This is a genomic window from uncultured Cedecea sp., from assembly GCF_947498825.1.
In the GTDB taxonomy this organism is placed as follows: Bacteria; Pseudomonadota; Gammaproteobacteria; order Enterobacterales; family Enterobacteriaceae; genus JGM124.
The window spans coordinates 704,400-726,652 of the sequence record NZ_CANMLV010000001.1 but is presented as its reverse complement, the minus strand read 5'-3'; the positions used below and the strand labels follow the sequence as shown (position 1 = coordinate 726,652).

The window sequence follows — 22,253 nt, the reverse complement described above, 5'->3', positions numbered from 1 at the left end:
GGGGTTCGAACCTGCAGCAGGTTCGGGTGAAGCGCAGCGTAACAGCGTTGCGCAGCAACGACCCGAAGGGCGAGGCCGCAGGCCGAGTCATCCTGCACGACCCACCAATGTAGAAAGGCGCCTTTTTGCTGTCTGCGATCCTCATCCCTGACTATTTACTTCTTGTTATCGTCTTTCCCTGCCTTAAAAGTAACAAAATATGTTGCTTAATTTTACATACTGTTTAGCATACAAAACAAAACGGGTGTCTTATTGCATTAACTGGCTCGAACTGATGAATTTAGTTAAGCCGGCAAAACGAGATGATATTATGTCAGCAATGTTCGAACCAGAAATCGGGATCTATCCTTTTCCACCTAAACCAGCCGTGCTCAGCCTGGACGAAAAACAGTTTTATCGTCAAAAAATAAAACGTTTACTAAAAGAACGTAATGCAGTGATGGTTGCACATTACTATACCGACCCTGAAATTCAGTCACTGGCAGAAGAAACCGGCGGATGTATCTCTGATTCACTTGAGATGGCTCGCTTTGGTGCGGCGCACAGGGCTTCAACTTTGTTGGTAGCCGGTGTGCGTTTTATGGGGGAAACCGCAAAAATTCTCAGTCCTGAAAAAACGATTCTGATGCCAACCTTGCAGGCAGAGTGCTCCCTGGACTTGGGTTGCCCGATAGACGCATTTAACGCATTTTGTGATAAACACCCGGACCGTACTGTTGTGGTCTACGCTAATACTTCAGCGGCAGTAAAAGCGCGTGCTGATTGGGTTGTGACATCAAGCATTGCGGTTGAGTTAATTGAGCATCTCGATAGCCTGGGACAAAAAATTATTTGGGCACCAGACCGCCACTTGGGTAACTATGTACAGCAGCAGACTGGGGCTGATGTGCTGTGCTGGCAAAGTACTTGTATCGTGCATGATGAGTTTAAAACGCAAGCTTTAGTCACGATGAAAGCACTCTATCCTGATGCAGCTGTGCTGGTACATCCGGAATCGCCTCAGTCTATTGTCGCGCTTGCTGATGCAGTAGGTTCCACCAGCCAATTGATTCATGCGGCAAAAACATTGCCTCATCAGCGGCTTATTGTGGCAACAGATCGCGGTATCTTTTATCGCATGCAGCAGGAATGCCCTGAAAAAATATTACTGGAAGCACCGACCGCAGGAGAAGGAGCAACCTGTCGAAGCTGCGCACATTGTCCATGGATGGCCATGAACGGGCTTAAAGCCATCTCTGACAGCCTGGAGACGGGAGGGATGGAGCACGAAATACATGTTGATCCACAGCTGCGAGAAAAGGCCTTGCTGCCGTTAAATCGCATGCTGAATTTTGCAGCCGAGCTGCGTCTTTCTGTAAAAGGTAACGCGTAATCATTACGCATTGAGGAAATTATGGATTTTCTTAGTACACAGAACATACTTGTGCACATCCCAATTGGGTCGGGAGGGTATGATTTATCATGGATCGAAGCGATAGGCACAGTGGCTGGATTATTATGTATCTGGCTGGCCAGTCTGGAGAAAATCAGTAACTACGCTTTTGGGTTAATTAACGTGACTCTATTCGCGATCATCTTCTTCCAGATCCAACTGTATGCCAGTTTACTGCTGCAGCTATTTTTCTTTGCTGCCAATCTTTATGGTTGGTACGCCTGGTCCCGGCAAGGTAATGATAATCAGGCTGCATTACAGGTTCGCTGGTTAACCCTACCGAAAGCCTTAGGCTGGTTGGTCGCTATTGTTATCGCCATTGGCCTGATGACTGTCTACATCGACCCTGTTTTTGCTTTTCTGACTCAGGTAGCCGTTTCTGTTATGCAGAGTCTGGGAATGAATGTGACACAACCGGTACTGGAGCCTGATGCCTTCCCATTCTGGGACTCCTGCATGATGGTACTGTCGATAGCCGCTATGATCCTGATGACACGCAAATATGTGGAGAACTGGATTCTGTGGGTGATAGTGAACATGATAAGTATCGTTATTTTCGCCCTGCAGGGTGTCTACGCGATGTCGCTTGAATATCTGCTGCTGATGTTTGTTGCGGTAAACGGAGGCCGCATGTGGAGTAGAAGTGCCCGCCAGCGTGGTTCACGGATACTTTCTTAATCTCTGTCAGTCTCGCCCTGTCAAAGAACGGGCGAGACTGAGGAGTTTCTGTCAGATTTTGCAGAATCATTGAGATTCCTTTCATAGGTCATGTTTATCCCATGTCATGCAGCCAGAGCGGATAAAAAATATTCCCTCTTGGGTGTAAATTCCCTTTTACACACTCAGCGCTGCGCGTTAGATTGAAGATACTGCAATGAAGCAATGTCCCAGAACTCCGACGGAATTATTATGAATTATCAGAACGACGATTTACGTATTAAAGAAATCAATGAACTCCTGCCTCCGGTTGCTTTACTGGAAAAATTCCCGGCGACGGAAAAATCGGCTTTAACTGTTTCCAGGGCGCGTAGTGCTATTCACAATATTCTTAATGGCAAAGATGACCGTCTGCTGGTCGTCATTGGCCCTTGTTCTATTCATGATACTAAAGCGGCGAAAGAGTACGCTGCTCGCTTACTGGCAATACGTGAAGAACTAAAAGACTCTTTAGAAGTTGTGATGCGGGTTTATTTTGAAAAACCACGTACGACTGTGGGCTGGAAAGGGCTTATCAACGATCCGCACATGGATAACAGCTATCAAATCAATGACGGCTTGCGTGTTGCTCGTCAGCTACTGCTTGAAATCAATGATAGTGGTTTGCCGGCAGCGGGTGAGTTTCTGGATATGATTACCCCGCAGTATCTCGCTGACTTGATGAGCTGGGGAGCGATTGGCGCCCGCACCACGGAATCTCAGGTTCACCGTGAGCTGGCTTCTGGTCTGTCCTGCCCGGTAGGTTTTAAAAATGGTACTGATGGCACCATTAAAGTCGCTATCGATGCGATTAACGCTGCCAGCGCACCTCATTGCTTCCTGTCAGTAACCAAATGGGGTCACTCTGCCATTGTAAATACCAGTGGTAATGAAGACTGTCATATCATTCTGCGCGGTGGTAAAGAGCCAAACTACAGTGCAAAACATGTCGCTGAAGTGAAAGAAGGTCTGGTTAAGGCGGGTCTTGCTCCGCTGGTGATGATTGATTTCAGCCACGCTAACAGCAGTAAGCAATTCAAAAAACAATTAACTGTTTGCGACGATGTTTGTCAGCAGGTTGCGACGGGTGAGAAGGCGATTGTTGGCGTCATGATTGAAAGCCATCTGGTAGAGGGTAATCAGAGCCTCGAAAGTGGTGAGCCTCTGGTTTATGGCAAGAGTGTGACCGATGCCTGTATTGGCTGGGAAGACACCGAAGTGGTATTACGCCAGCTGGCTGCTGCGGTGAAAGCTCGCCGTAGTTAATCAGCAGTGACGCGTATCAGACTCTCCCTGTTTTGTTCCTGGGAGAGTCTCAAATTAGATGAGTCCTTTCTCGGTGAAGGTAACACGAGTAGCCTGATTTAAGTTCATCGTTTTAAGGTCTTCGGGTAAAACCCAGGCTATTTCTTGAAACTCTTCATTAAAAGTAACCTCACGGTTTGCACTCTGGCAGTCAAAGATCAGATAAATCATATAAATTTCTTCCGCGGGTTTATCCGCATAGGTTTTGACTCGTGTGTCATCCCTAAAGCGCCATGGTGTGATGCGGGTTATAGCAAGCTTATCTCCCAGTTCTTCGCTTATTTCACGTCTTAGGGCTTGTTCCATGGTTTCGCCTGTCTCCATTCCGCCACCAGGTAACGCCCATTGGCCAGGGAAAACGCCTCTGTCATCGGCCATTTTACACAGTAAATAGGCCCCATTATTCTGAATTATCGGGCAAACAATCGTCCTCTGGCGCATGGTATTTCCTTTTAAGAAAAACGGTTTTTTAGCGGTAATCTGCTTTACGTCAAATCACAATAATATACTTGCGGGTATAGATTGATAAGACCACATTGCCATAAATTTCTTTCTGTCTTTGTGGTGTGTCAGGCATTCAAATCCGATAAGAAAGGTGAATTACTATGGCGATACCGACATCAAAAAGTGAATTATTATCAGCTATTTCCGTTACCTTCGACAGGCTTAACGCTGACTTGGCACGAGTTCCTGAAAGTCGTGCTAATGAGTATTCTATGCCTGGCCATGTAGCGGGAAAGCAGATGAGTCCCTGTTGCCTGGTGTCCTATCTGATTGGCTGGAATCGGCTGGTACTGAAATGGTTACATCAGGATGACTTGAGTATCCCGGTAGACTTTCCTGAAACAGGTTTCAAATGGAATCAACTCGGTTTACTGGCTGAGAAGTTTTATGCGGACTATGCAGACTTAAGCTGGGCTGAATTAACCGAACAATTAACTTTGGTGAAAGCTGAACTGGTAGAGCAAATTACAAGTCGATCGGACGAAGAGCTGTACGGAATAGTCTGGTATGAAAAATGGACCAAAGGACGAATGATACAGTTTAATACATCCTCTCCCTATATTAATGCGCGAGGTCGTATTAGAAAATGGCTAAATTGACGGTTTTTATTTTAGGGAGAAGAAAGCACCACTCAGCACGCTGGAGTAATTTGAGCAGTATTATTACGACAAATGTAAGTGGAAGAGGGAAAACAAGAGAGTGTATAGCATGCAAGGCTTCTGTTTCAAATAAGCAATATTTTTTTATTTTCTTTCGAAAGTAAATCGTAGGGAATCAATGGTTTGTTATGTTTTTTCAGTCTTGGTTTTATTTTTAACTTTACTTTTTCTATTCCTGGTAGAATGTTTTTATTAAAGATGCATTCAATGTTTTAAATAAAAAGAACGCGTAGATTGATGATTATCTACTATATAACATGAGCGATGGTTGCTCTTTATTTTACTGTGCTCTCTGCTGCTATATATAGTATTGTTCTGGGAGGGATGCCGGAATGTTATCATCCAGAATAGTTGGTGTTGTTATTTGGATACCCTGTTTTTTTCTCTAAAATAATCAATGTGGCTTTTTTCCGCTAAACGTGGTGTATTGAGAGAAAATTCAACGCGAAATGAATTTTCACGTTAATAAAGAGCTAAAGCTGGAATTTATTGTACCTTTCTGAATAACTGACAGCGCCAGTAAATTACGCTGTTGACAATATTTCAATACCGAGTAATGTAAAAAAGGTTTTAAGTCTGCCGTATTCACGGCGGACGGCTGGCACAATGATGTGGTGTCTGTATTCAGGCAACCAGCAGAGAAAACTGTTCCGCCGGGGTAACCCGCACGGATGCTGATACTGTTCGTCAGGTATCATGTGGATCAGTTCAATTCCTGGCAGAATAGTCTGCGCTGTCGGAACGATTTGAATCCCGCTATCACTTTTCGTCTGCTGTTACAGCTTATTTACCCGGTTCTGACATGGCTTTTTTATGCTGCGGCATTGGGTATCTGACCAGATCAGGTTTATTTAAAATAAGTGCCACCCGACAATACCTTTTTGCAACCAATCTATAAACCTGTTGGGAGATAGTCATGTTTGCGAGATTCTGTATTACACGTGGTGATCTATTTGGTGGCCTGACCGCGGGAGTGGTTGCATTACCTCTCTGCCTTGCTTTTGGGGTCGCTTCTGGCTTGGGAGCAGAGGCGGGTTTATACGGTGGTGTTATTGTCGGTATTCTGGCATCTTTATTTGGCGGCACCCCTGTCCAGATATCCGGTCCGACAGCACCCATGACCTTGATTGCATCAACGGTTGTTATCACTCATACACTTCCTTCCGGTGAAATTAATATCGCCAATGTACTGGCTGTTTTTTTGCTGGCAGGCCTGTTTCAGGTGTTATTTGGTATTTTACGTTTAGGGCAGTTTATTCGTTTTCTGCCTTATCCCGTTATTTCAGGCTTGATGACAGGAATTGGCATTATTATTTTAACCCAACAGATTTTCCCGCTTCTGGGTATGGTTTCACCGGCCTCCGATCCGGTAATTATTATCTCTTCTCTGGGTTCGCTTTCTTCTGGATTTAACCCGGAAGCCGCATTACTGGCAACTCTTACTATTATTCTTATTTTCGTCTTGCCACGTTTTATTAAAAAATTACCTGCTTCTCTGGTCGCCCTGGTTGGACTGACGACACTTGCCGTTATTGCAGGTTTAAGTGTCCCAACAATTGGTCAAATACCCGCAGGATTACCCCATTTTGTGGTGCCTGTTTTTGCTCTGGCAGAGGTTAAATTACTTATTTGGGCCGCTTTGCAACTTGCATTTCTCGGATCTATTGATTCACTTACCACCTCACTTGTTGCCGATAATATCACCAAAACTCGGCACAAAAGTAATCAGGAACTGATTGGTCAGGGCATCGGTAATATGACTTCTGCTCTGTTTGGTGGTTTACCCGGTGCCGGGGCATTTGTCCGTACCGCGATTAATGTTCGTGCCGGTGGGCGGCACTGTACCTCTGGTATTATCCACGGACTCTTTTTGTTGCTGGTACTTCTCGGGCTTTCCGGCATTGTGCAATATATTCCGAATGCCGTGCTGGCGGGGATCCTGGTGGGGGCTGGGTTAGGAATTATTGACTACCGCAGTCTTGCTCATCTATTGCGCGCGCCACGCAGTGACGTGCTTGTCATGTTGACGGTGATTGTTCTTACTGTTTTTGCCGGAATGGTCACCGCTGTTGGGGTGGGAATGGTCATGGCGGCTCTTATTTTTATGGCAAAAGTGGCGTCTGTTTCAGAGAAAAACACCGTTCTGACGTTTGCTGAAGAGGAGTTGTGGGTTGATGAAATAGCGCTGCCCGAGCCTTTACGTCAACGTTTACTGATAAAGCATGTCACAGGACCGTTGTTTTTTGGCTTTGTCTATGGATTTCGGGCGGCTGCTGCCGGTATCACCCAGGGCAAAATACTGGTTTTACGCATGGAGCGGGTTTTATATTTGGACCAGTCGGGATTATATGCTTTGCAGGACGTGATGACTGATATTCAGGAGCTTGGTATTCAGGTTTATATCGTGGGATTGTCCGATTGCCAGGTTAATGAGATGAAATCAATGAATATCATTCCTCATGTTTTGAATGAGGAACGTATTTTTGCTGATTTTACTGCCTTCCAAAAAGCACTCCCCCAAATCCTTGCTAGTTTACCTGCTGAAACTGAATTCCAGCCGTAAGGCAAAAAAAAACACCTGACAGGCTGCATCAGGTGTTTTTAGTCCGTATCAGGAGCAAGACTCAGGCGAGCACGTTACTCGCTGAGACAGGAAAACGAATTACTTCGCTTTACCCTGGTTGGCTACTGCGGCTGCTTTTGCTGCGATTTCATCAGCATTACCCAGGTAGTAACGTTTCAGAGGTTTGAAGTTTTCATCAAACTCATAAACCAAAGGTACGCCAGTTGGGATATTCAGCTCGAGAATTTCATCTTCGCTCAGGTTATCCAGGTATTTCACCAGGGCACGCAGGGAGTTACCGTGAGCAGCAACGATAACGCGCTCACCAGATTGCATACGTGGCAGGATAGACTCATTCCAGAATGGGATAACGCGTTCGATGGTCAGTGCCAGGCTCTCAGTCGTTGGCAGCTCTGCATCAGTCAGTGAAGCATAACGCGGATCGTGTCCCGGGAAACGCTCGTCATCTTTATCCAGTGCCGGAGGAGTGATTGCGAAACCACGACGCCACTGTTTAACCTGCTCGTCACCGTATTTTTCAGCGGTTTCAGCTTTGTTAAGACCTTGCAGAGCACCGTAATGACGCTCGTTCAGCTTCCAGGACTTCTCAACTGGCAACCAAGCCTGATCCAGCTCATCAAGAATATTCCATAACGTGTGGATGGCACGTTTCAGCACTGAAGTGTAAGCAAAATCGAAAGAGTAGCCTTCGTCTTTCAGCAACTGACCAGCAGCTTTAGCTTCGGTTTGTCCTTTTTCAGACAGATCAACGTCATACCAACCGGTAAAGCGGTTTTCGTTGTTCCACTGACTTTCACCGTGACGAACCAGAACCAGCTTAGTTACAGCCATAATCAACTCCTATTGAGCTTGAGATAAAGAATAACAATTCTTTTGGTCTTACTGACTGGCAGACGCGCACGCCAGCAAGACGAAATTATTTACCCTATAACATAGCTAAAAAGCGGCCTGAGCGTAAGACCGTTATTAAGGGATAATCTATTTTTAGCTTACTCTGGTGGTAAAAACAGCATTTCGGCGAAAAAATACGCGTATTTATCTGCTGAAAAATACTAGAGCGACTGAAATTGATACTCTGTAATACTGACGTACTCTTCGCCCGGCAGTAACCAGCAATCCGGCTGCGGCCATTCCGGATGATTAGGGCTGTCGGGTAAATGCTCACTTTCCAGTGCCAGGCCATCATAGGCGCGATAATGGGTTTTATCTCTGGCCTTGGTACCTTCCAGATAGTTACCGCTATAGAATTGCAATGCGGGGGCGGTAGTGTAGACCGTCATTTGTAACAGGTTATCAGCAGACCAGACTTTTGCGGCGGCCTGTTCAAGATTGCCTTTTGTTTGTAATAAGAAACTATGGTCGTAGCCTTTTACCGCCTGTTGGTCGGCATCCTGTAAAAAGTCCCTGACAATGGTTTTTGCGTTACGGAAATCAAAGGATGTTCCGTCAACTGGCTTTAGTTTTCCCTCACCCGTCGGGATCCCCTGACTGTCAACGGGCAAGTAGTCGTCGGCAAAAATCTGTAAACGATGCTGGCGAACATCATGGTGCTGGCTGTCCAGATTAAAATAGGCATGATTGGTCAGACTTACCGGGCAAGGTTTATCCACCGTGGCGCGATACTGGATACTGATACGGTTATCTTCTTTCAGCACAAATTGTGCGGTAACCTGCAATGTACCAGGAAAACCCTGATCGCCTTCAGGAGAAGTCAGGTGATAAATCGCTTCATGTTCATTGTGTGATATCAGTGACCAGCGACGTTTATCAAATCCTTCAATTCCACCATGAAGCTGATGAGGGGGCTGACTGGCAGAAAGATGAATTATCTCATCCCCGAGTGATATCTGGCTGTTAGCAATGCGGTTAGCGTAACGGCCGACGCTTGCTCCTAAATAAGCCTGCTGGTGCGGATAATCAGCGGGAGAAGGGCTGCCTAACAGCGTTTCTCGTACACTGCCGTCTTTCATCAAAACCTGGCAGGAGAGCAGGGTTGCGCCCCAATCCATCACTGAGACCGTCATACCATGAGTATTGCGAAGTGTTATTACATTGAAAGGCTGACCATCTGGGGCAAGACGTATGGCTTCATTTAACATTCACTGGCTCCTTGAATTGTCCGGCAAACAGAGAAAATATTTTTAATAGGGGTACAAATTTCATCCTCTTTCATGTAGTCACCACCCCCCCTGTCATATAAATACAGAGTAGAAAAAACGTACGGGGAGTTGGGCTGCAGAAGTAACATCTTGCGCCCCTTACCTGGGGCGCTTAGTCGGTGTAGGTTATTTACGGTCTTGGGCAGTATCCGTATCGTTTTTTAATCCGGATAACCTTCTGGATGCCGTGATTGCCAGCGCCAAGTATCGTCAGCCATCTCTTGCAGACTACGGCTAACCCGCCAGTTGAGATCTTTATCTGCTTTTGTGGCATCAGCCCAGTAAGCCGGTAAATCGCCTTCACGGCGTGGTGCAAAATGATAGTTCACCGGTTTTCCGCAGGCCTGACTAAACGCATTAACGACGTCCAGAACACTATGGCCGACACCTGCGCCCAGATTATAAATATGTACTCCGGGTTTGCCGCTCAAGGTTTCCATCGCGGCAATGTGCCCGTCGGCAAGGTCTAAAACATGAATATAATCGCGTACTCCAGTGCCATCCTTGGTGGGATAGTCATTACCAAATATTGCCAGTGAGTCACGACGGCCAACGGCAACCTGAGCAATATACGGCATCAGATTATTTGGAATCCCCTGAGGATCTTCACCCATATCCCCAGATGGGTGGGCTCCGACCGGATTGAAGTAACGCAGCAGGGAAACGCTCCAGTCTGGCTGAGCGCGTTGTAAGTCAGTCAGAATTTGTTCCACCATCAGCTTGCTACGGCCATAAGGACTGGCAGGAGTACCGGTGGGAAAACTTTCGACATAAGGAATATTAGGCTGATCGCCATAAACGGTAGCAGAAGAGCTAAAAATAAAATTCGTCACGTTCGCCGCTCGCATCGCAGAGAGCAGAGACAATGTTCCTGTGACATTGTTTTCGTAGTAATCGAGTGGTTTGCTGACGGACTCACCGACAGCTTTCAGGCCGGCAAAATGAATCACTGCATCAATACGGTGTTCGTGGAAAATTTCAGCCAACAGGGCACCATCGCGAATATCGCCATGGATGAAGGTTGGATGTTTGCCACCGAGTGTTTCAATCGTTGTAATGACGCTTCGCTTACTGTTACACAAGTTATCCAGAATAATAACGTCATGTCCGCTTTGGAGTAGTTGTACACAGGTATGACTGCCGATGTAACCGCTACCGCCGGTAACTAAAACTTGCATGTTGAACTCTCCAGACAGTCTCTGCTTTATTTAAATATAGCACAAGTAATGTGAGGGAAATGTGACCACTTACTAAGAGGTGGTATCGTTTACACAAAAAATATATCTGTGTCAGATGAGGAGTAAATAGACTCTTTATTGATGAATTTAAAGGAATTATTATAAGATTTGCATTGTTTATAAGCAAATGAAGTTACAGCAGCTGACCCTTCATCAACCTTTGCGCATTGTCGGTTCCCCAAACGGTTACTTTACTCTCTGCCATTGTCCTGGCCTTTCCAGGACTGACTCCCGCGCGATGCCTTGTAGTCCGCCGCTATCTATCCTTTGGCACAGGATTTCAATATTTTTTAGAGCCTGGAGCCAGAATTCAGGTTGTTGGCGCTCCTTTTTTGCTTCAGCAAAATGAGCTTGAAACAGTGACGGGATCCATTACGTTCATATTTCGTCCTTATCATCTGTAGCTGTATGATAACGTTTCATTTCATCTGTCAGACTGGTTAATCCCCGGTGACCACATTCCAGCGCTTTTTGTCGAAATGTCTGGTTATTTACCCCCTCCTGATCCAATACCAGTTCCAGCAAAAGTTGTAAGTTTATACCGGTCATCACTTCCCGATTTTCTTTCTCTAGTGCCAGAACAGAGGCCAAACGGAAGGGGGTGCCTCCAAGCAAATCAGTCAAAAAAATCAGCCCATTGCTCTCATCCAGCTCGGCTAATGCCCGTTTAAACTTAGCGTTTAGCTGGTCGGGAGAGGTGTTCTCAGTAAAATCGATGGCGATAACTTGCGGCTGATCGCCGACTATTTGTCTCATTGCTTTTTCTAACCCAGTGGCAAATCCACCGTGACCACTAAGAATGATACTTATCATATTGTTTTCCCTGATTTATTATATTTTTGACTACAGGAAGTGACAAAACATTCCAGTAATCCCCAATACAACGGTGAGTCCTGTGAGCTGCAAAGGGCTCCAGCCACGGCGTACTAACCCATACATAGTGAGGGTGTATAGAAGGGGAAGAAAAGCCGGCATAAGTTTATCGACAACATTGGTTTGAAACTTAATAACGGTATTGCCTGCCGTTATTTCAGGTGTTGTAGATAAATGCATATAAGTGGCGACAAGTGTGCCAATGACGATTATTCCCACCATTGATGCAGCATGGCCGACTTTACGGGGGGGTTAAGCAGCGACGCCAAGGCGGTAAGCATGGTGTATGGCTGCTTCCAGAACGAATGGATGTGCGGAACAGACAGCAAAAATACCTGATTGACTGTTCTGGTAAGGAGGTTATTTCGTTCACGGAAAAACGATGCCGGGATTATCTTTTAAAAAGTAGAGCCCGACTGCGTCAGTCGGGCTATCTGATTACGCCAGACGCTCTATTTGGTAGCGGTATTTATCTTCGTCCGGAACAAATGTCAGTCGATGAGTAATGCAGTCAGGTGCATCTTCAGCGTGGTGAGAGACAAACAGCAATTGCGTTGTTCCTTCCCCTATCAGTATATCGACAAACCGACGAATCAGTTGGCGATTGAGAGGATCGAGACCTTGCAATGGTTCATCCAGAATCAGTAACGTAGGATGTTTTACCAAGGCCCGGACAATCAGAGCCAGGCGTTGTTGTCCCCAGGAAAGGCTGTGGAAGGGGGCATCAGCGGTGGCATTATCCATGCCTATGATATTCAGCCATTCACGGGTAAGTTTTTGCTGGCTATCAGAAATAGCCTGATAGATACCGATTGAATCAAAATAACCTGACAGAATAACATTACGTACCGTAGTACTGACCCGATAATCGAGATGCAGACTGCTGCTGACATAGCCAATATGTTTTTTAATATCCCAGATAGTCTCTCCGCTCCCCCGGCGGCGACCAAATAGTGTTAAATCGTTACTGTAACCTTGCGGGTGATCTCCGGTGACCAGGCTAAGTAGTGTTGATTTACCTGCACCGTTCGGACCAACAATCTGCCAGTGTTCGCCAGGGTTGACCGTCCATGACAGGTTATGAAGGATAGGCTTGTCGTTATACTCCACCACGCCATTGTTAAGGATAATTCGCGGCTGGTCTGCTGATAGCCCATAACGAGAGTCCGTATTGTCAGCTTGCGGCAGGGCCAGGCCATCCAGAGTTTCGCTGTGTGCCAGCTGTGCAATAAGCGCCTGTTCCAGCAGAGATTGTTTTTCACCGATTTCAGTCAAGGTGCACTCAGCGAGGACGCCAACATACTGAATGAATTCCGGTATCTCATCAAAACGATTGAGTACCAGTACCAGGGTATAGCCCTGAGAACTGAGCTCTGCCAGTAACTGAGAGAGCTGTTGGCGTGACTGTACATCCAGGCCGTCAAAAGGCTCATCAAGAATAAGCAGCTCTGGCTCAGACATGAGTGCCTGACATAACAATGTTTTCCGCGTTTCCCCCGTAGAGAGATATTTAAACCGACGGGTCAGTAAATGGCTGATACCAAACAGCGCCGCCAGTTTATTGCAGCGCTCGATATTTTTTACTTCATCCTGAATAATTTCCGCTGTTGTACGCCCGGTATCATCTTCATCGATGCCGAGCATATCGGTGTTATTACGCTGCCACTCATCGCTTACCAGTTTTTGCAGTTGTTCAAAAGAGAGATGGGCAATGCGCTTAAAATCGCAGTTACGCTCGCCCTTTTGTAACAGTAAAGAACCCGCAAGCGCCCGGGCAAGGGCGGATTTACCGCTGCCATTCGCTCCGACAAAAGCCCAGCTTTCCCCGGCGTGAATGGTCAGGCTATCAAGATTAAAAGTTTTAGTATCGCTCAGGTGAAACGTGCCTTGCGAAATATGCAACGAAGACATATCTTATCCCATTTATTGCAGCAAATGGTGACAGAAATACGAGTTGTCAGCCGCAATGTCAATCACTGGTAAATTTTCAGCATAGTGTGGCAATAATTACCCGATCAGCATTAAAAAATGCTGTTATCTCAGAACCTTCTTTCAGATTCTGTTGTTGTATATGGCTGTTGGGTACGGTAGCACAAAGTATTTGACCGTCTGTCAGTTGAACCAGCGCTTCACTTTGCTCGTGTCCGCGTTCGATGGTGGTAATCCTGCCTGCCAGCTGGTTGTCTGTATCTGTCAGTTCCCCAGGACAGGTCGTGAGCTCAATCCAGGGGGCTTTGATGAGTACCAGAACCTCTTTACCTTCATTTAATGCCAGTCGATCGGCACTTTGGCGCGTAATGGCAGCTTTAACCCGTGTTTTACCGTCAGTCAACAAAATCTCAATTTGCTGCTGGACTTGCTCATGGTGACGTTTAACCACGGTTCCAAATAACTGATTGCGTGCGCTGGTTTGTAGAGAAAAACGAGAAATAGAGGCCAGAAGGCTGTCCAGCGGTAAAGAATCATCTTGCAACACATCAAAGGCTTTTTGCTGAATTTGCCCTAATAAATCATAGAGCTGAATTAAACGTTCACCATAATGCGTCACCATTGCCCCCCCGCCGCCTTTACCGCCCGTGGCGCGTTCCACCAGAATATGTTCAGCTATCTGATTCATCTCATTGATGGCATCCCAGGCACTTTTATAGCTAATACCTGCAAGTTTTGCCCCTTGGCTGATGGAGCCGGTCTGTTTTATCTGTTTAAGCAAACTTATACGGCGAGGATCGGCGAAGATACGTTGTTGTAGCTTCATAGTTAACAGGATTTCAGCTTGCATAACTTCTCCATTTCAGGGAAAGGGGAGGCTACTATAGTCAATCTGTGTACAAATGGCACAAAAGGATCGTACATTTATCCCAACCCACGATAGAATAATAAGATGCACTTTTACTGGAGGCAGCAATGATAGAGTTACTGAAGAGTTTGGGTTTAGCCGCCGTTATGGTGCCGGTTGTGATGACCGTTATCCTGGGATCCATCTATTTATTAGGGGAAGTTTTTAACGTTTTCTCTAATATTGGTCACCGGGAAAAATAAAACGCCGTTCGTTATTTATCCGCGCCCGGCTTTTGAGTGCGTCATCATACTGTGACACGTTAAAAATCGGTACAACGTGACGGCTTTATCGAGACGAACCTCAAAATAAATTGCTTACTGTGACAATGTCAAATCCCCGCTTTGGGTGGCATTGTCCATTTCTCTGCGATATTCATTGATTCCCCGGTAACGTTACTTCAATAGCTTATTTTCATTCGGGATGAATCTTGGTTCTGAATCGTTCTCTGTACTGACGATATACCGTTCCTGCGCTTTTATATTCACAAAAACGATATCTTGCTCATCCTGAGCCATTTTTTCATGCCTGAATCCCCACTTTTTTAGAGCTACCTGTCGGCTAAACAGATGAACCCCAAAGGTGCTAATAGCGCGTCCGCATGAGGGATAAAGGCGCTATTTAAAACAATGATCTACATAATAATCTTTATTTTTCAATTAATTATCTCTTTCTTCCCATAACCGCCACCATTCCGCAATGCGAAACAAAAAACATAAATTATTTCATTTTTAACAGTTATGCTCACAAATCTATTATTTGCTGATATTAAAAATAAACAAGCTGGCTAATACTTCGGTGAAATAAAAACCGGAGATGATGATATGCCATTAGTCAGTTTAGGTTCATTACAAAACGAATATCAGCGTATTTTATTAAAACGTGGGATGAATAAACAGCGCGCGGAACAATTAGCCTCTGGCTTTGTTGAAATGGCCAATGAAGGTACTTATTCTCACGGCATCAATCGTTTCCCTGTTTTTATTGAACAAGTTGATCAAGGGCATATTCAACTCAATGCTGAACCTGAATGCATCCAACAATTTGGTGCATTAGAACAGTGGGATTGTCATTTTGGCCCGGGCGTATTAAACGGACTTATTTGTGCCGAGCGAGCGATGGCGTTGGCGCAAGAATCGGGTATTGGTATGGTCGCTATGCGCAACTCAAATCACTGGATGCGGGGCGGGGCATATGTATTAAAAATGGCTCGTCAAGGGTTTGCAGGGATAGCCTCGACGAACTCTGTCGCAGTCATGCCTGCATGGGGAGGGAAAGATCATCGGATTGGCTCTAATCCTCTGATCCTGTCCATGCCTGGAAATCCCCCCATGCTGGTGGATTGCTCTATGAGTCAGTATTCCTATGGGCAGCTACAGAATTATGTACTGGCAGATAAAGAACTTCCTGTTGTTGGTGGCTTTGATGATGCCGGTAATTTAACCACCGATCCCCATTTACTCTGGAAGAATAAACGACTACTGCCGATGGGATTTTGGAAAGGCTCATCGATGTCTGTCATCCTCGATATGTTACTTACCGCAGTAAGCGGCGGTTATTCCGTACCTGCATTAACGGAGGATCGCAAAGCGGAATTTGGTGTATCTCAATTCTTAATTGCCATTGATGTTAACAAAACAATGAGTGCGGATGTATTTGCACAAGAAATGCAGCGTATTCGTGATTATGTAATGGCCTCTGAACCAGCAGAAAGTGGTCGAGTGATGATTGCTGGTTCTGAAATACAGGCCTTTATTGAGAAGCATCAGGCACAAGGTGGCATCGAAATTAATGATGGTATCTGGCAACAAATCACACAACTTTAATCCTTATTGAATAGAAGGATCCATTATGCAGGCAATTATCAGGGGATTATGGAACATAATCGATGCTGTCATTGCATTGATTCTTGTAATAATGGTGATACTGGTCTTTTCCAACGTCGTTATGCGCTACGGTTTTTCTTCAGGATTACGAGAGTCCGTTGAGATTTCCCGTCTTGGATTAGTCTGGGTCGTCATGCTGGGCGCGGTTGTTGTACTTAAACGTGATGAACATTTGGCAGTTACCGAATTTACCGATCGTTTAATGCCACGTTTAGTTCCTTTTCTGCGTCGCGTTTGTTGGGCAATTATTCTGGTATGCGTTTCAATGCTATTTATTGGTTCCTATGAGCAAATGCTTCAAAACTGGGATGATATTTCACAAATTACGGGCCTACCTTCTGGATTATTTTATTTAGCGGGAACAATATCTGGCGGATTAATGATTATTTTATCATTTATTCGTATTTTCTTTCCCGACTGGCTATTAGAAAAATAATAAGGAGACCAGCATGACGTTATTTATCTTTCTTAGCGTTTTGATTATTGGCATTTTGCTACGCCTGCCGGTTTCATTTGCATTATTGCTATCAGCGATTGCACTGATGTTTCATTTAGATGTTTTTAGTGCAGATATTTTAGCCCAGTCATTGATTAATGGTGTGGATAATTTTGCATTACTTGCTATTCCCTTCTTTTTAATTGCCGGAGAAGTGATGTCAGCAGGTGGATTATCGACACGCATTGTTCGCCTTGCCAGCTGCTATGTTGGTCACCGAAAAGGCGGATTAGGCTATGTTGCCATTATGACCTCAATATTACTTGCGGGACTCTCAGGATCGGCCGTTGCGGATGCCGCAGCATTAGTCAGTATTTTGTATCCTATGATGAAAGCCGAGAAATACCCTGAGTCGTCATCAATGGGGTTGCTGGCATCCGGGGGGATTATTGCAGCTGTGATCCCGCCTTCTTTACCGTTAATCTTAATCGGTGTAGCAGGCGGGATTTCGATTAAAAACCTGTTCTTAGGCGGCATTGTTCCCGGTCTGCTAATGGGCATTACTTTAACGATTGTCTGGAGTGTTATCGTCAGGAAAGAATCGCTCCCGGTTAAAGATAAGGCAACCAAGGAAGAGAAGCGTGCAGCGCTGCGTGATGGCCTGTGGGCATTGATGCTGCCGATTATTATTGTCGGTGGGATCCGTTTCGGGATATTTACCCCGACGGAAGCCGCGGTTGTTGCAGCAGTTTACGCCATCTTTATTTCCACAGTTGTTTATCGTGAGTTAAATCTACGCAAATTTTACCATGTGCTACTGACCGCGGGTCGCGCAACGGCAATGGTTATGTTTTTAGTGGGATGTGCCATGGTGGCCGCCTGGTTGATTACCATTGCACAACTACCACAGCAACTAGCCGGACTATTAGAGCCTTTGATTGACAGTCCACGTTTGCTGATGGCCGTTATTATGTTGCTTGTTTTTATGATTGGTATGGTAATGGATTTAAGTCCGATGGTCTTGATTCTTGTTCCACTATTAATGCCCGTCATTAATATTGCGGGTATTGATCCGGTCTACTTTGGTTTAATGTTTATTATTAACTGCTCTATCAGCTTAATTGTTCCTCCTGTTGGTACTGTGCTGAATGTTGTTTGTGGTGTAGCAAATGCGCCGATGTCACAAGCGACACGTGGTGCTCTACCCTTTATTTTTGCGTACTGTTTATTGCTCATTTTATTCGTGATATTTCCCCAAATCATTATTTTCCCGATGCAATTCGTTATTGGCTAATATTGGAGTAATTACGTGATGAAAAAATTAATAACAATAGCTAGTTTGTTGACCGCATTTTCACTCTGCTCTTTACCTGTATCTGCCGCTGTGACATTGAAATTTGCACATGCGGCACCAGAGTCAGATCTTCAACAAGATCTCGCCAAGCATTTCAAAAAAGAGGTTGAGGCGCGCACTAATGGAGAGGTTATCGTCAACCTTTTCCCACAAGGGCAGCTTGGCAGTGATAAACAGATGATTGACGGTACACGTTCTGGCATTGTCGATATTTCGATGGTGGGACTTAATAACTGGTCCGGTTTAGTTCCGGATGCTGCCGCGTTTGAACTGCCCTATATTTTCCCTACTCGTGAAAGTGCTTATTTAGCACTTGATGGTAAACCGGGTCAGGATGTGCTTAAACAAATGGAAAAATATGGCGCAAAAGGGTTGGGATATCCTGAAAATGGTTTTCGTAATATCACTAATTCAAAACGCCCGATTAAAGAACCTGAAGATCTGAAAGGATTACAGATGCGGGTGAATAACGCTAAAGCACTGAATGACATGTTTCAGCTTATGGGCGCTAACCCACAGCAGATCCCTGTTTCAGAACTGTATACCGCATTAGAATCGGGCGTTGTGGATGCACAGGACCACCCTGTCAGTATAACGCTGTCATTTAAGCTATTTGAAGTTCAGAAATACCTCAGTCTGTCCCAGCATGCGTACTCCCCGTTGGTCATAGCTATGAACCTGAAAAAATTCAATAAATTGACACCAGAGCAACAAAAAATCATCGCTGATGTTGCCAAAGAAGCCATTGATCTTCAACGCATTATGAGCATGCAGAAAGAAGATGAAATGATAGCTACATTGGAAAAAGACGGTATGAAGGTTAATCGTGACGTGAATGCCCAGGCATTCCAGGCAAAGGCTAAACCTGTCTGGAAAACGTTCACAGATGAAAATGGTGACAGCATCATTACCGAGATATTAGCCACACAAAAATAACGCTAAAATCTGATACGTTGCCAGCCAGAGCTGGCAAGGTATCAGTCGGGAACAGAGCGAAAACAGGAGTCACCATGCTGACTGGAAAAATAATGACAGCCTTGCCGACACATGAAGGAATATCTCAGCAGTATCCGCCGTGCTTACATTATCCTCCCCTGATCCGTCGTCTATTGGATTGGATAATTGCACAGCCTCTTAGCACGTTATCACCTGGCCGTTATACCCTACCTTTTTTACCCGAAAAACAGGCTTGGTTTGTTATTCTTCACTATGACACGACGGATGCCTCTTTACAGAAACCAGAAATTCATACTCATTTTTGCGATCTACAAATTGTCCTGAGTGGGCAAGAACGTATGGCATGGTGCTTAGATGAAGGCCAATTTGTACCTGATGGTGAATATTTACCTGAACGGGATATTTTGTACTATCAGGCAAAATCAGATGAACTGAATTTGTTTATCGCCAAACCCGGGGCTTTTTATTTTTTCCCACCGTCGTTCATTCACGCGACTAATATTCAGGTCACGAAACCCGAATCGGTTAAAAAGCTGGTGGTTAAACTGCATTACTCCCTGTTTGAGGAAGTATCATAACCTGGTGCCTCAGGCTGAAATGGGAGAAGGGCTATGGAAAAAGTGATACCCGTTATACTTCAATTTGCCTTGAGGTTGTCGTGATGAGGATGTTTGAAGAGCAGCTTTTGCGTAGAACGAGTATCATTGTGATAAAAATTTGAAGTAATGCGGCGTGTTATCTGAGGAAAAATAATGAGTGAACAATTAAAATCGCTGATTAAATCAATAAACATTCTGGAGTTTATTAGTCAATATCCGAATGGTGCTCAACTGCATGAAATTGTTCGCCAAACGGGATTGAATAAAACCACTGCACACCGTATTTTGTCGACGCTTGAATCAATGGGATATGTAGCACAGTATCCTTCCACTCGGGCATATCGTTTGACGTTAAAAATGCTTCATGTGGGTCATGGTGCATTAAATTCTGAATTAATAAGCGTTGCACGTGCATCACTGATCTCGCTGATGGATGAGGTTAATGAAACCATTAATCTTCTGTCTCGCGAAGGCGATAAGATTGTCTTCCGCGATAAACTTGAACCGCAGTTTTCATCGTTTCGCACCCATACTTATGTGGGCATGTATGGTGAAATGTATTGCACCGCAGCCGGTAAAGTTTTTTTAGCCTTCTCAACACTTCAGGATCAGGAGAATTATTGGTTGCGTAATACCTGTATTATTCGTCAATTAACGCCGACGACAATTACAGATAAAACGCATTTTTTACAAGAGATGCAACATATACGTGAACAAGGCTTTGCAGTCGATAACGAAGAAAATGAGCGCGGTATTTCGTGTACTGCTGTACCTGTTTTTGATAATAGTGGCGTGCCTGCTTATGTGGTGAGTATTTCAACACTAACGCCTCGTCTTAATGCTATCGGCCCCGAAAATTTGGCTGCACAAATAAAAAACGCGACAGACAAAATCGAATTAGCGCTCTTTAATCACTAGATTATCTCCAAAATAATTCGAGTGGCTCTCAGACATAAAGCTTCAACAGGCGATGAGCATAGACAAGCTCTGTGATTCGGCAGCCCTTACTGCGGCAATATCCAGGCAGCTTGAAGTATGATGGGGATATGTTGTTACAGGACCCTGATTGCTATGCTCTGGCGTACCACTCAAGGTGGTACTGCTCAATTCAGACCGTTAAACCGGATCGTGAGTTTTCTTCCAGGCTTTGATGTCTGTTCTCTTGCTTAATTGGCTAAAGTGCAAAATATTCTGGTCGATAATGTTTGTATATTTACGTCAATAGTCGTTATATTTTAAAATACATAACGAAATGAACGGAGATAAACGATGAACAAGGGTTGGATTCGGCTGGTACTGGGTACTGCACTATCCGTTAGTCTGGTGGGGCAGGCGTTCGCAGACAGCAATAAAGTCACGGTATTTGCTGCCGCATCATTAACTAATGCCCTACAAGATATTGCCATGCAATACAACAAAGAACATAAGGTTGATGTTGTCTCCTCTTTTGCCTCTTCTTCTACTCTGGCACGACAAATTGAAGCAGGTGCACCCGCCGACTTATTTATTTCAGCCGATCAGAAGTGGATGGACTATGCTGTTTCTAAAGACAGTATTCAGCCGGATACGCGTAGCAATCTGCTGGAAAATACCTTGGTGCTGGTTGCGCCCAAAGCGAGCAAGCAGGGTGATATCACGATAAATGCACAAACCGACTGGCTGAAATTGCTTGATGGTGGTCGTCTGGCGGTGGGTGATCCTGACCATGTGCCAGCGGGCATCTATGCTAAAGAATCACTGCAAAAACTGGGAGCATGGGATACCTTGTCCGGTAAATTAGCGCCAGCAGAAGATGTTCGCAGTGCCCTGGCGTTGGTCGAACGCGACGAAGCGCCACTCGGTATTGTTTATGGTTCTGATGCTGTTGCTAGCAAAGGGGTAAAAGTTGTCGCTGTATTCCCGGCGGATACCCACCAGAAGGTTGAATATCCCATTGCGATTGTACAAGGTCATGAAACGCCGGTTGTTTCCGCATTCTATAAATATTTGCAGGGACCAGAAGCCGCTAAAGTCTTTCAACAATATGGATTTACAACTCAATAATGATACTGACAGATCCCGAGTGGCAAGCCGTACTACTCAGCCTTAAAGTCTCATCCGTTGCGGTGCTGTTTAGCCTTCCCTTAGGGATCTTCGTTGCCTGGATCCTGGTGCGTTGTCAGTTTCCGGGCAAAGCGCTGCTGGATAGCCTTATCCATCTCCCGTTAGTACTGCCCCCTGTGGTGGTCGGTTATTTACTGCTAGTTGGATTCGGGCGCCGTGGGGTGATTGGTGCCTGGTTTTATGACTGGTTTGGTATTACTTTTGCGTTTAACTGGCGCGGCGCGGTACTGGCTGCGTCTGTCATGTCATTTCCCCTGATGGTGCGTGCAATCCGTCTGGCGTTGGAAGGCGTTGATTTACGTCTGGAACAAGCTGCACGTACGTTAGGTGCGGGACGCTGGCGTGTTTTTCTGACCATTACACTGCCGCTAACATTACCCGGTATTATTGCCGGTACCGTGCTGGCTTTCGCGCGCTCACTGGGTGAATTTGGCGCGACGATTACCTTTGTTTCAAACATTCCAGGGGAAACACGCACTTTGCCTTCTGCAATGTATACTCTGATTCAAACCCCGGGGGGGGAACAGGCAGCCTGGCGTTTGTGCGTGATAGCGATCGGGCTGGCGATGATTTCATTGCTGGTTGCTGAATGGCTGGCCCGTATCAGCCGTAAGCGTCTGGGAGGATAACCG

22 protein-coding genes, 1 other RNA gene and 2 pseudogenes are annotated in these 22,253 nt (G+C 45.4%); 16 read left to right on the top strand and 9 right to left on the bottom strand.

The features are described from left to right. From Q1A40_RS03410 to aroG, 4 genes are all read left to right on the top strand, one after another. A non-coding RNA gene (locus Q1A40_RS03410) (RtT sRNA) lies at window positions 1–107 on the top strand; the annotation flags it as partial. 203 nt (window positions 108–310) lie between these two features. Then, a complete protein-coding gene (gene nadA / locus Q1A40_RS03405; RefSeq protein WP_299997914.1) occupies window positions 311–1,372 on the top strand; it encodes a quinolinate synthase NadA in 1,062 nt (353 codons plus the stop codon). Window positions 1,373–1,393: 21 nt separating this feature from the next. Then, the gene (pnuC, locus tag Q1A40_RS03400; protein ID WP_299997789.1) at window positions 1,394–2,110 is read left to right on the top strand and encodes a nicotinamide riboside transporter PnuC; all 717 of its coding nucleotides are present in this window, start codon (window positions 1,394–1,396) and stop codon (window positions 2,108–2,110) included. 231 nt (window positions 2,111–2,341) lie between these two features. After that, a complete protein-coding gene (aroG, locus tag Q1A40_RS03395) occupies window positions 2,342–3,394 on the top strand; it encodes a 3-deoxy-7-phosphoheptulonate synthase AroG (protein ID WP_299997786.1) in 1,053 nt (350 codons plus the stop codon). Window positions 3,395–3,448: 54 nt separating this feature from the next. Here aroG and nudI read toward each other — a convergent pair whose 3' ends face one another. After that, a complete protein-coding gene (nudI, locus tag Q1A40_RS03390) occupies window positions 3,449–3,874 on the bottom strand; it encodes a nucleoside triphosphatase NudI (RefSeq protein ID WP_299997782.1) in 426 nt (141 codons plus the stop codon). A 164-nt stretch (window positions 3,875–4,038) separates the two neighbouring features. Here nudI and Q1A40_RS03385 point away from each other — a divergent pair, with 164 nt between their 5' ends. Then, complete coding sequence (locus tag Q1A40_RS03385; protein WP_299997779.1) at window positions 4,039–4,536, top strand: ClbS/DfsB family four-helix bundle protein; 498 nt, start codon at window positions 4,039–4,041, stop codon at window positions 4,534–4,536. Window positions 4,537–5,220: 684 nt separating this feature from the next. On the opposite strand, the pseudogene Q1A40_RS03380 reads toward Q1A40_RS03385, so the two are convergent. Then, window positions 5,221–5,330 (bottom strand): annotated as a pseudogene (locus tag Q1A40_RS03380) (IS6 family transposase); the annotation flags it as partial. Here Q1A40_RS03380 and Q1A40_RS03375 point away from each other — a divergent pair. After that, window positions 5,295–5,432, top strand: coding sequence for a hypothetical protein (locus tag Q1A40_RS03375; RefSeq protein ID WP_299997776.1), 138 nt, complete (start codon window positions 5,295–5,297; stop codon window positions 5,430–5,432). The pseudogene Q1A40_RS03380 and the gene Q1A40_RS03375 overlap by 36 nt on opposite strands. An 80-nt stretch (window positions 5,433–5,512) precedes the next feature. Next, window positions 5,513–7,159 carry a SulP family inorganic anion transporter gene (locus tag Q1A40_RS03370; RefSeq protein ID WP_299997773.1) on the top strand — a complete coding sequence of 549 codons (1,647 nt, stop codon included), beginning with the start codon at window positions 5,513–5,515 and terminating at the stop codon, window positions 7,157–7,159. A gap of 99 nt (window positions 7,160–7,258) precedes the next feature. Here Q1A40_RS03370 and gpmA read toward each other — a convergent pair whose 3' ends face one another. From gpmA to modE, 7 genes and pseudogenes are all read right to left on the bottom strand, one after another. Further along, entirely contained in the window at window positions 7,259–8,011 is a 753-nt protein-coding gene (gene gpmA, locus Q1A40_RS03365) for a 2,3-diphosphoglycerate-dependent phosphoglycerate mutase (protein ID WP_299997771.1), read from the bottom strand. A gap of 221 nt (window positions 8,012–8,232) precedes the next feature. Continuing rightward, the gene (galM, locus tag Q1A40_RS03360; RefSeq protein WP_299997768.1) at window positions 8,233–9,279 is read right to left on the bottom strand and encodes a galactose-1-epimerase; all 1,047 of its coding nucleotides are present in this window, start codon (window positions 9,277–9,279) and stop codon (window positions 8,233–8,235) included. Window positions 9,280–9,500: 221 nt separating this feature from the next. After that, entirely contained in the window at window positions 9,501–10,517 is a 1,017-nt protein-coding gene (gene galE, locus Q1A40_RS03355; protein ID WP_299997766.1) for a UDP-glucose 4-epimerase GalE, read from the bottom strand. Window positions 10,518–10,955: 438 nt separating this feature from the next. After that, window positions 10,956–11,390 (bottom strand): PTS galactosamine/N-acetylgalactosamine transporter subunit IIA, encoded by a 435-nt coding sequence (gene agaF / locus Q1A40_RS03350; protein WP_299997763.1) that lies wholly within the window; start codon window positions 11,388–11,390, stop codon window positions 10,956–10,958. A 30-nt stretch (window positions 11,391–11,420) separates the two neighbouring features. Continuing rightward, window positions 11,421–11,735, bottom strand: a pseudogene (locus Q1A40_RS03345) (PTS system mannose/fructose/sorbose family transporter subunit IID); the annotation flags it as partial. A gap of 153 nt (window positions 11,736–11,888) precedes the next feature. Continuing rightward, on the bottom strand, window positions 11,889–13,361 hold the full coding sequence (modF, locus tag Q1A40_RS03340) for a molybdate ABC transporter ATP-binding protein ModF (protein ID WP_299997760.1): 1,473 nt from the start codon (window positions 13,359–13,361) through the stop codon (window positions 11,889–11,891). 76 nt (window positions 13,362–13,437) lie between these two features. Then, entirely contained in the window at window positions 13,438–14,229 is a 792-nt protein-coding gene (gene modE / locus Q1A40_RS03335; protein ID WP_299997757.1) for a molybdenum-dependent transcriptional regulator, read from the bottom strand. A gap of 125 nt (window positions 14,230–14,354) precedes the next feature. Here modE and Q1A40_RS03330 point away from each other — a divergent pair, with 125 nt between their 5' ends. The 9 genes from Q1A40_RS03330 (at window position 14,355) to modB (ending at window position 22,250) form a co-directional block, all read left to right on the top strand. Further along, window positions 14,355–14,489 carry an AcrZ family multidrug efflux pump-associated protein gene (locus Q1A40_RS03330; protein WP_299997754.1) on the top strand — a complete coding sequence of 45 codons (135 nt, stop codon included), beginning with the start codon at window positions 14,355–14,357 and terminating at the stop codon, window positions 14,487–14,489. A gap of 621 nt (window positions 14,490–15,110) precedes the next feature. Then, a complete protein-coding gene (gene yiaK / locus Q1A40_RS03325) occupies window positions 15,111–16,112 on the top strand; it encodes a 3-dehydro-L-gulonate 2-dehydrogenase (protein WP_299997751.1) in 1,002 nt (333 codons plus the stop codon). Window positions 16,113–16,137: 25 nt separating this feature from the next. Further along, window positions 16,138–16,608 carry a TRAP transporter small permease gene (locus Q1A40_RS03320; RefSeq protein ID WP_299997748.1) on the top strand — a complete coding sequence of 157 codons (471 nt, stop codon included), beginning with the start codon at window positions 16,138–16,140 and terminating at the stop codon, window positions 16,606–16,608. A 13-nt stretch (window positions 16,609–16,621) separates the two neighbouring features. Beyond that, window positions 16,622–17,902, top strand: a complete 1,281-nt coding sequence (locus Q1A40_RS03315; RefSeq protein WP_299997745.1) for a TRAP transporter large permease subunit — start codon at window positions 16,622–16,624, stop codon at window positions 17,900–17,902. An 18-nt stretch (window positions 17,903–17,920) separates the two neighbouring features. Further along, on the top strand, window positions 17,921–18,898 hold the full coding sequence (locus Q1A40_RS03310) for a DctP family TRAP transporter solute-binding subunit (protein WP_299997743.1): 978 nt from the start codon (window positions 17,921–17,923) through the stop codon (window positions 18,896–18,898). Between the two features lie 74 nt (window positions 18,899–18,972). Next, entirely contained in the window at window positions 18,973–19,497 is a 525-nt protein-coding gene (locus tag Q1A40_RS03305) for a YhcH/YjgK/YiaL family protein (protein WP_299997740.1), read from the top strand. A 174-nt stretch (window positions 19,498–19,671) separates the two neighbouring features. Continuing rightward, window positions 19,672–20,436: an IclR family transcriptional regulator gene (locus Q1A40_RS03300; protein ID WP_299997737.1), complete on the top strand. Its 765-nt coding sequence runs from the start codon at window positions 19,672–19,674 to the stop codon at window positions 20,434–20,436. 351 nt (window positions 20,437–20,787) lie between these two features. Continuing rightward, window positions 20,788–21,561 (top strand): molybdate ABC transporter substrate-binding protein, encoded by a 774-nt coding sequence (modA, locus tag Q1A40_RS03295; RefSeq protein WP_299997734.1) that lies wholly within the window; start codon window positions 20,788–20,790, stop codon window positions 21,559–21,561. Next, entirely contained in the window at window positions 21,561–22,250 is a 690-nt protein-coding gene (gene modB / locus Q1A40_RS03290; protein WP_299997731.1) for a molybdate ABC transporter permease subunit, read from the top strand. Before modA ends, modB begins: the two co-directional genes overlap by 1 nt. Window positions 22,251–22,253 lie beyond the last annotated feature (3 nt).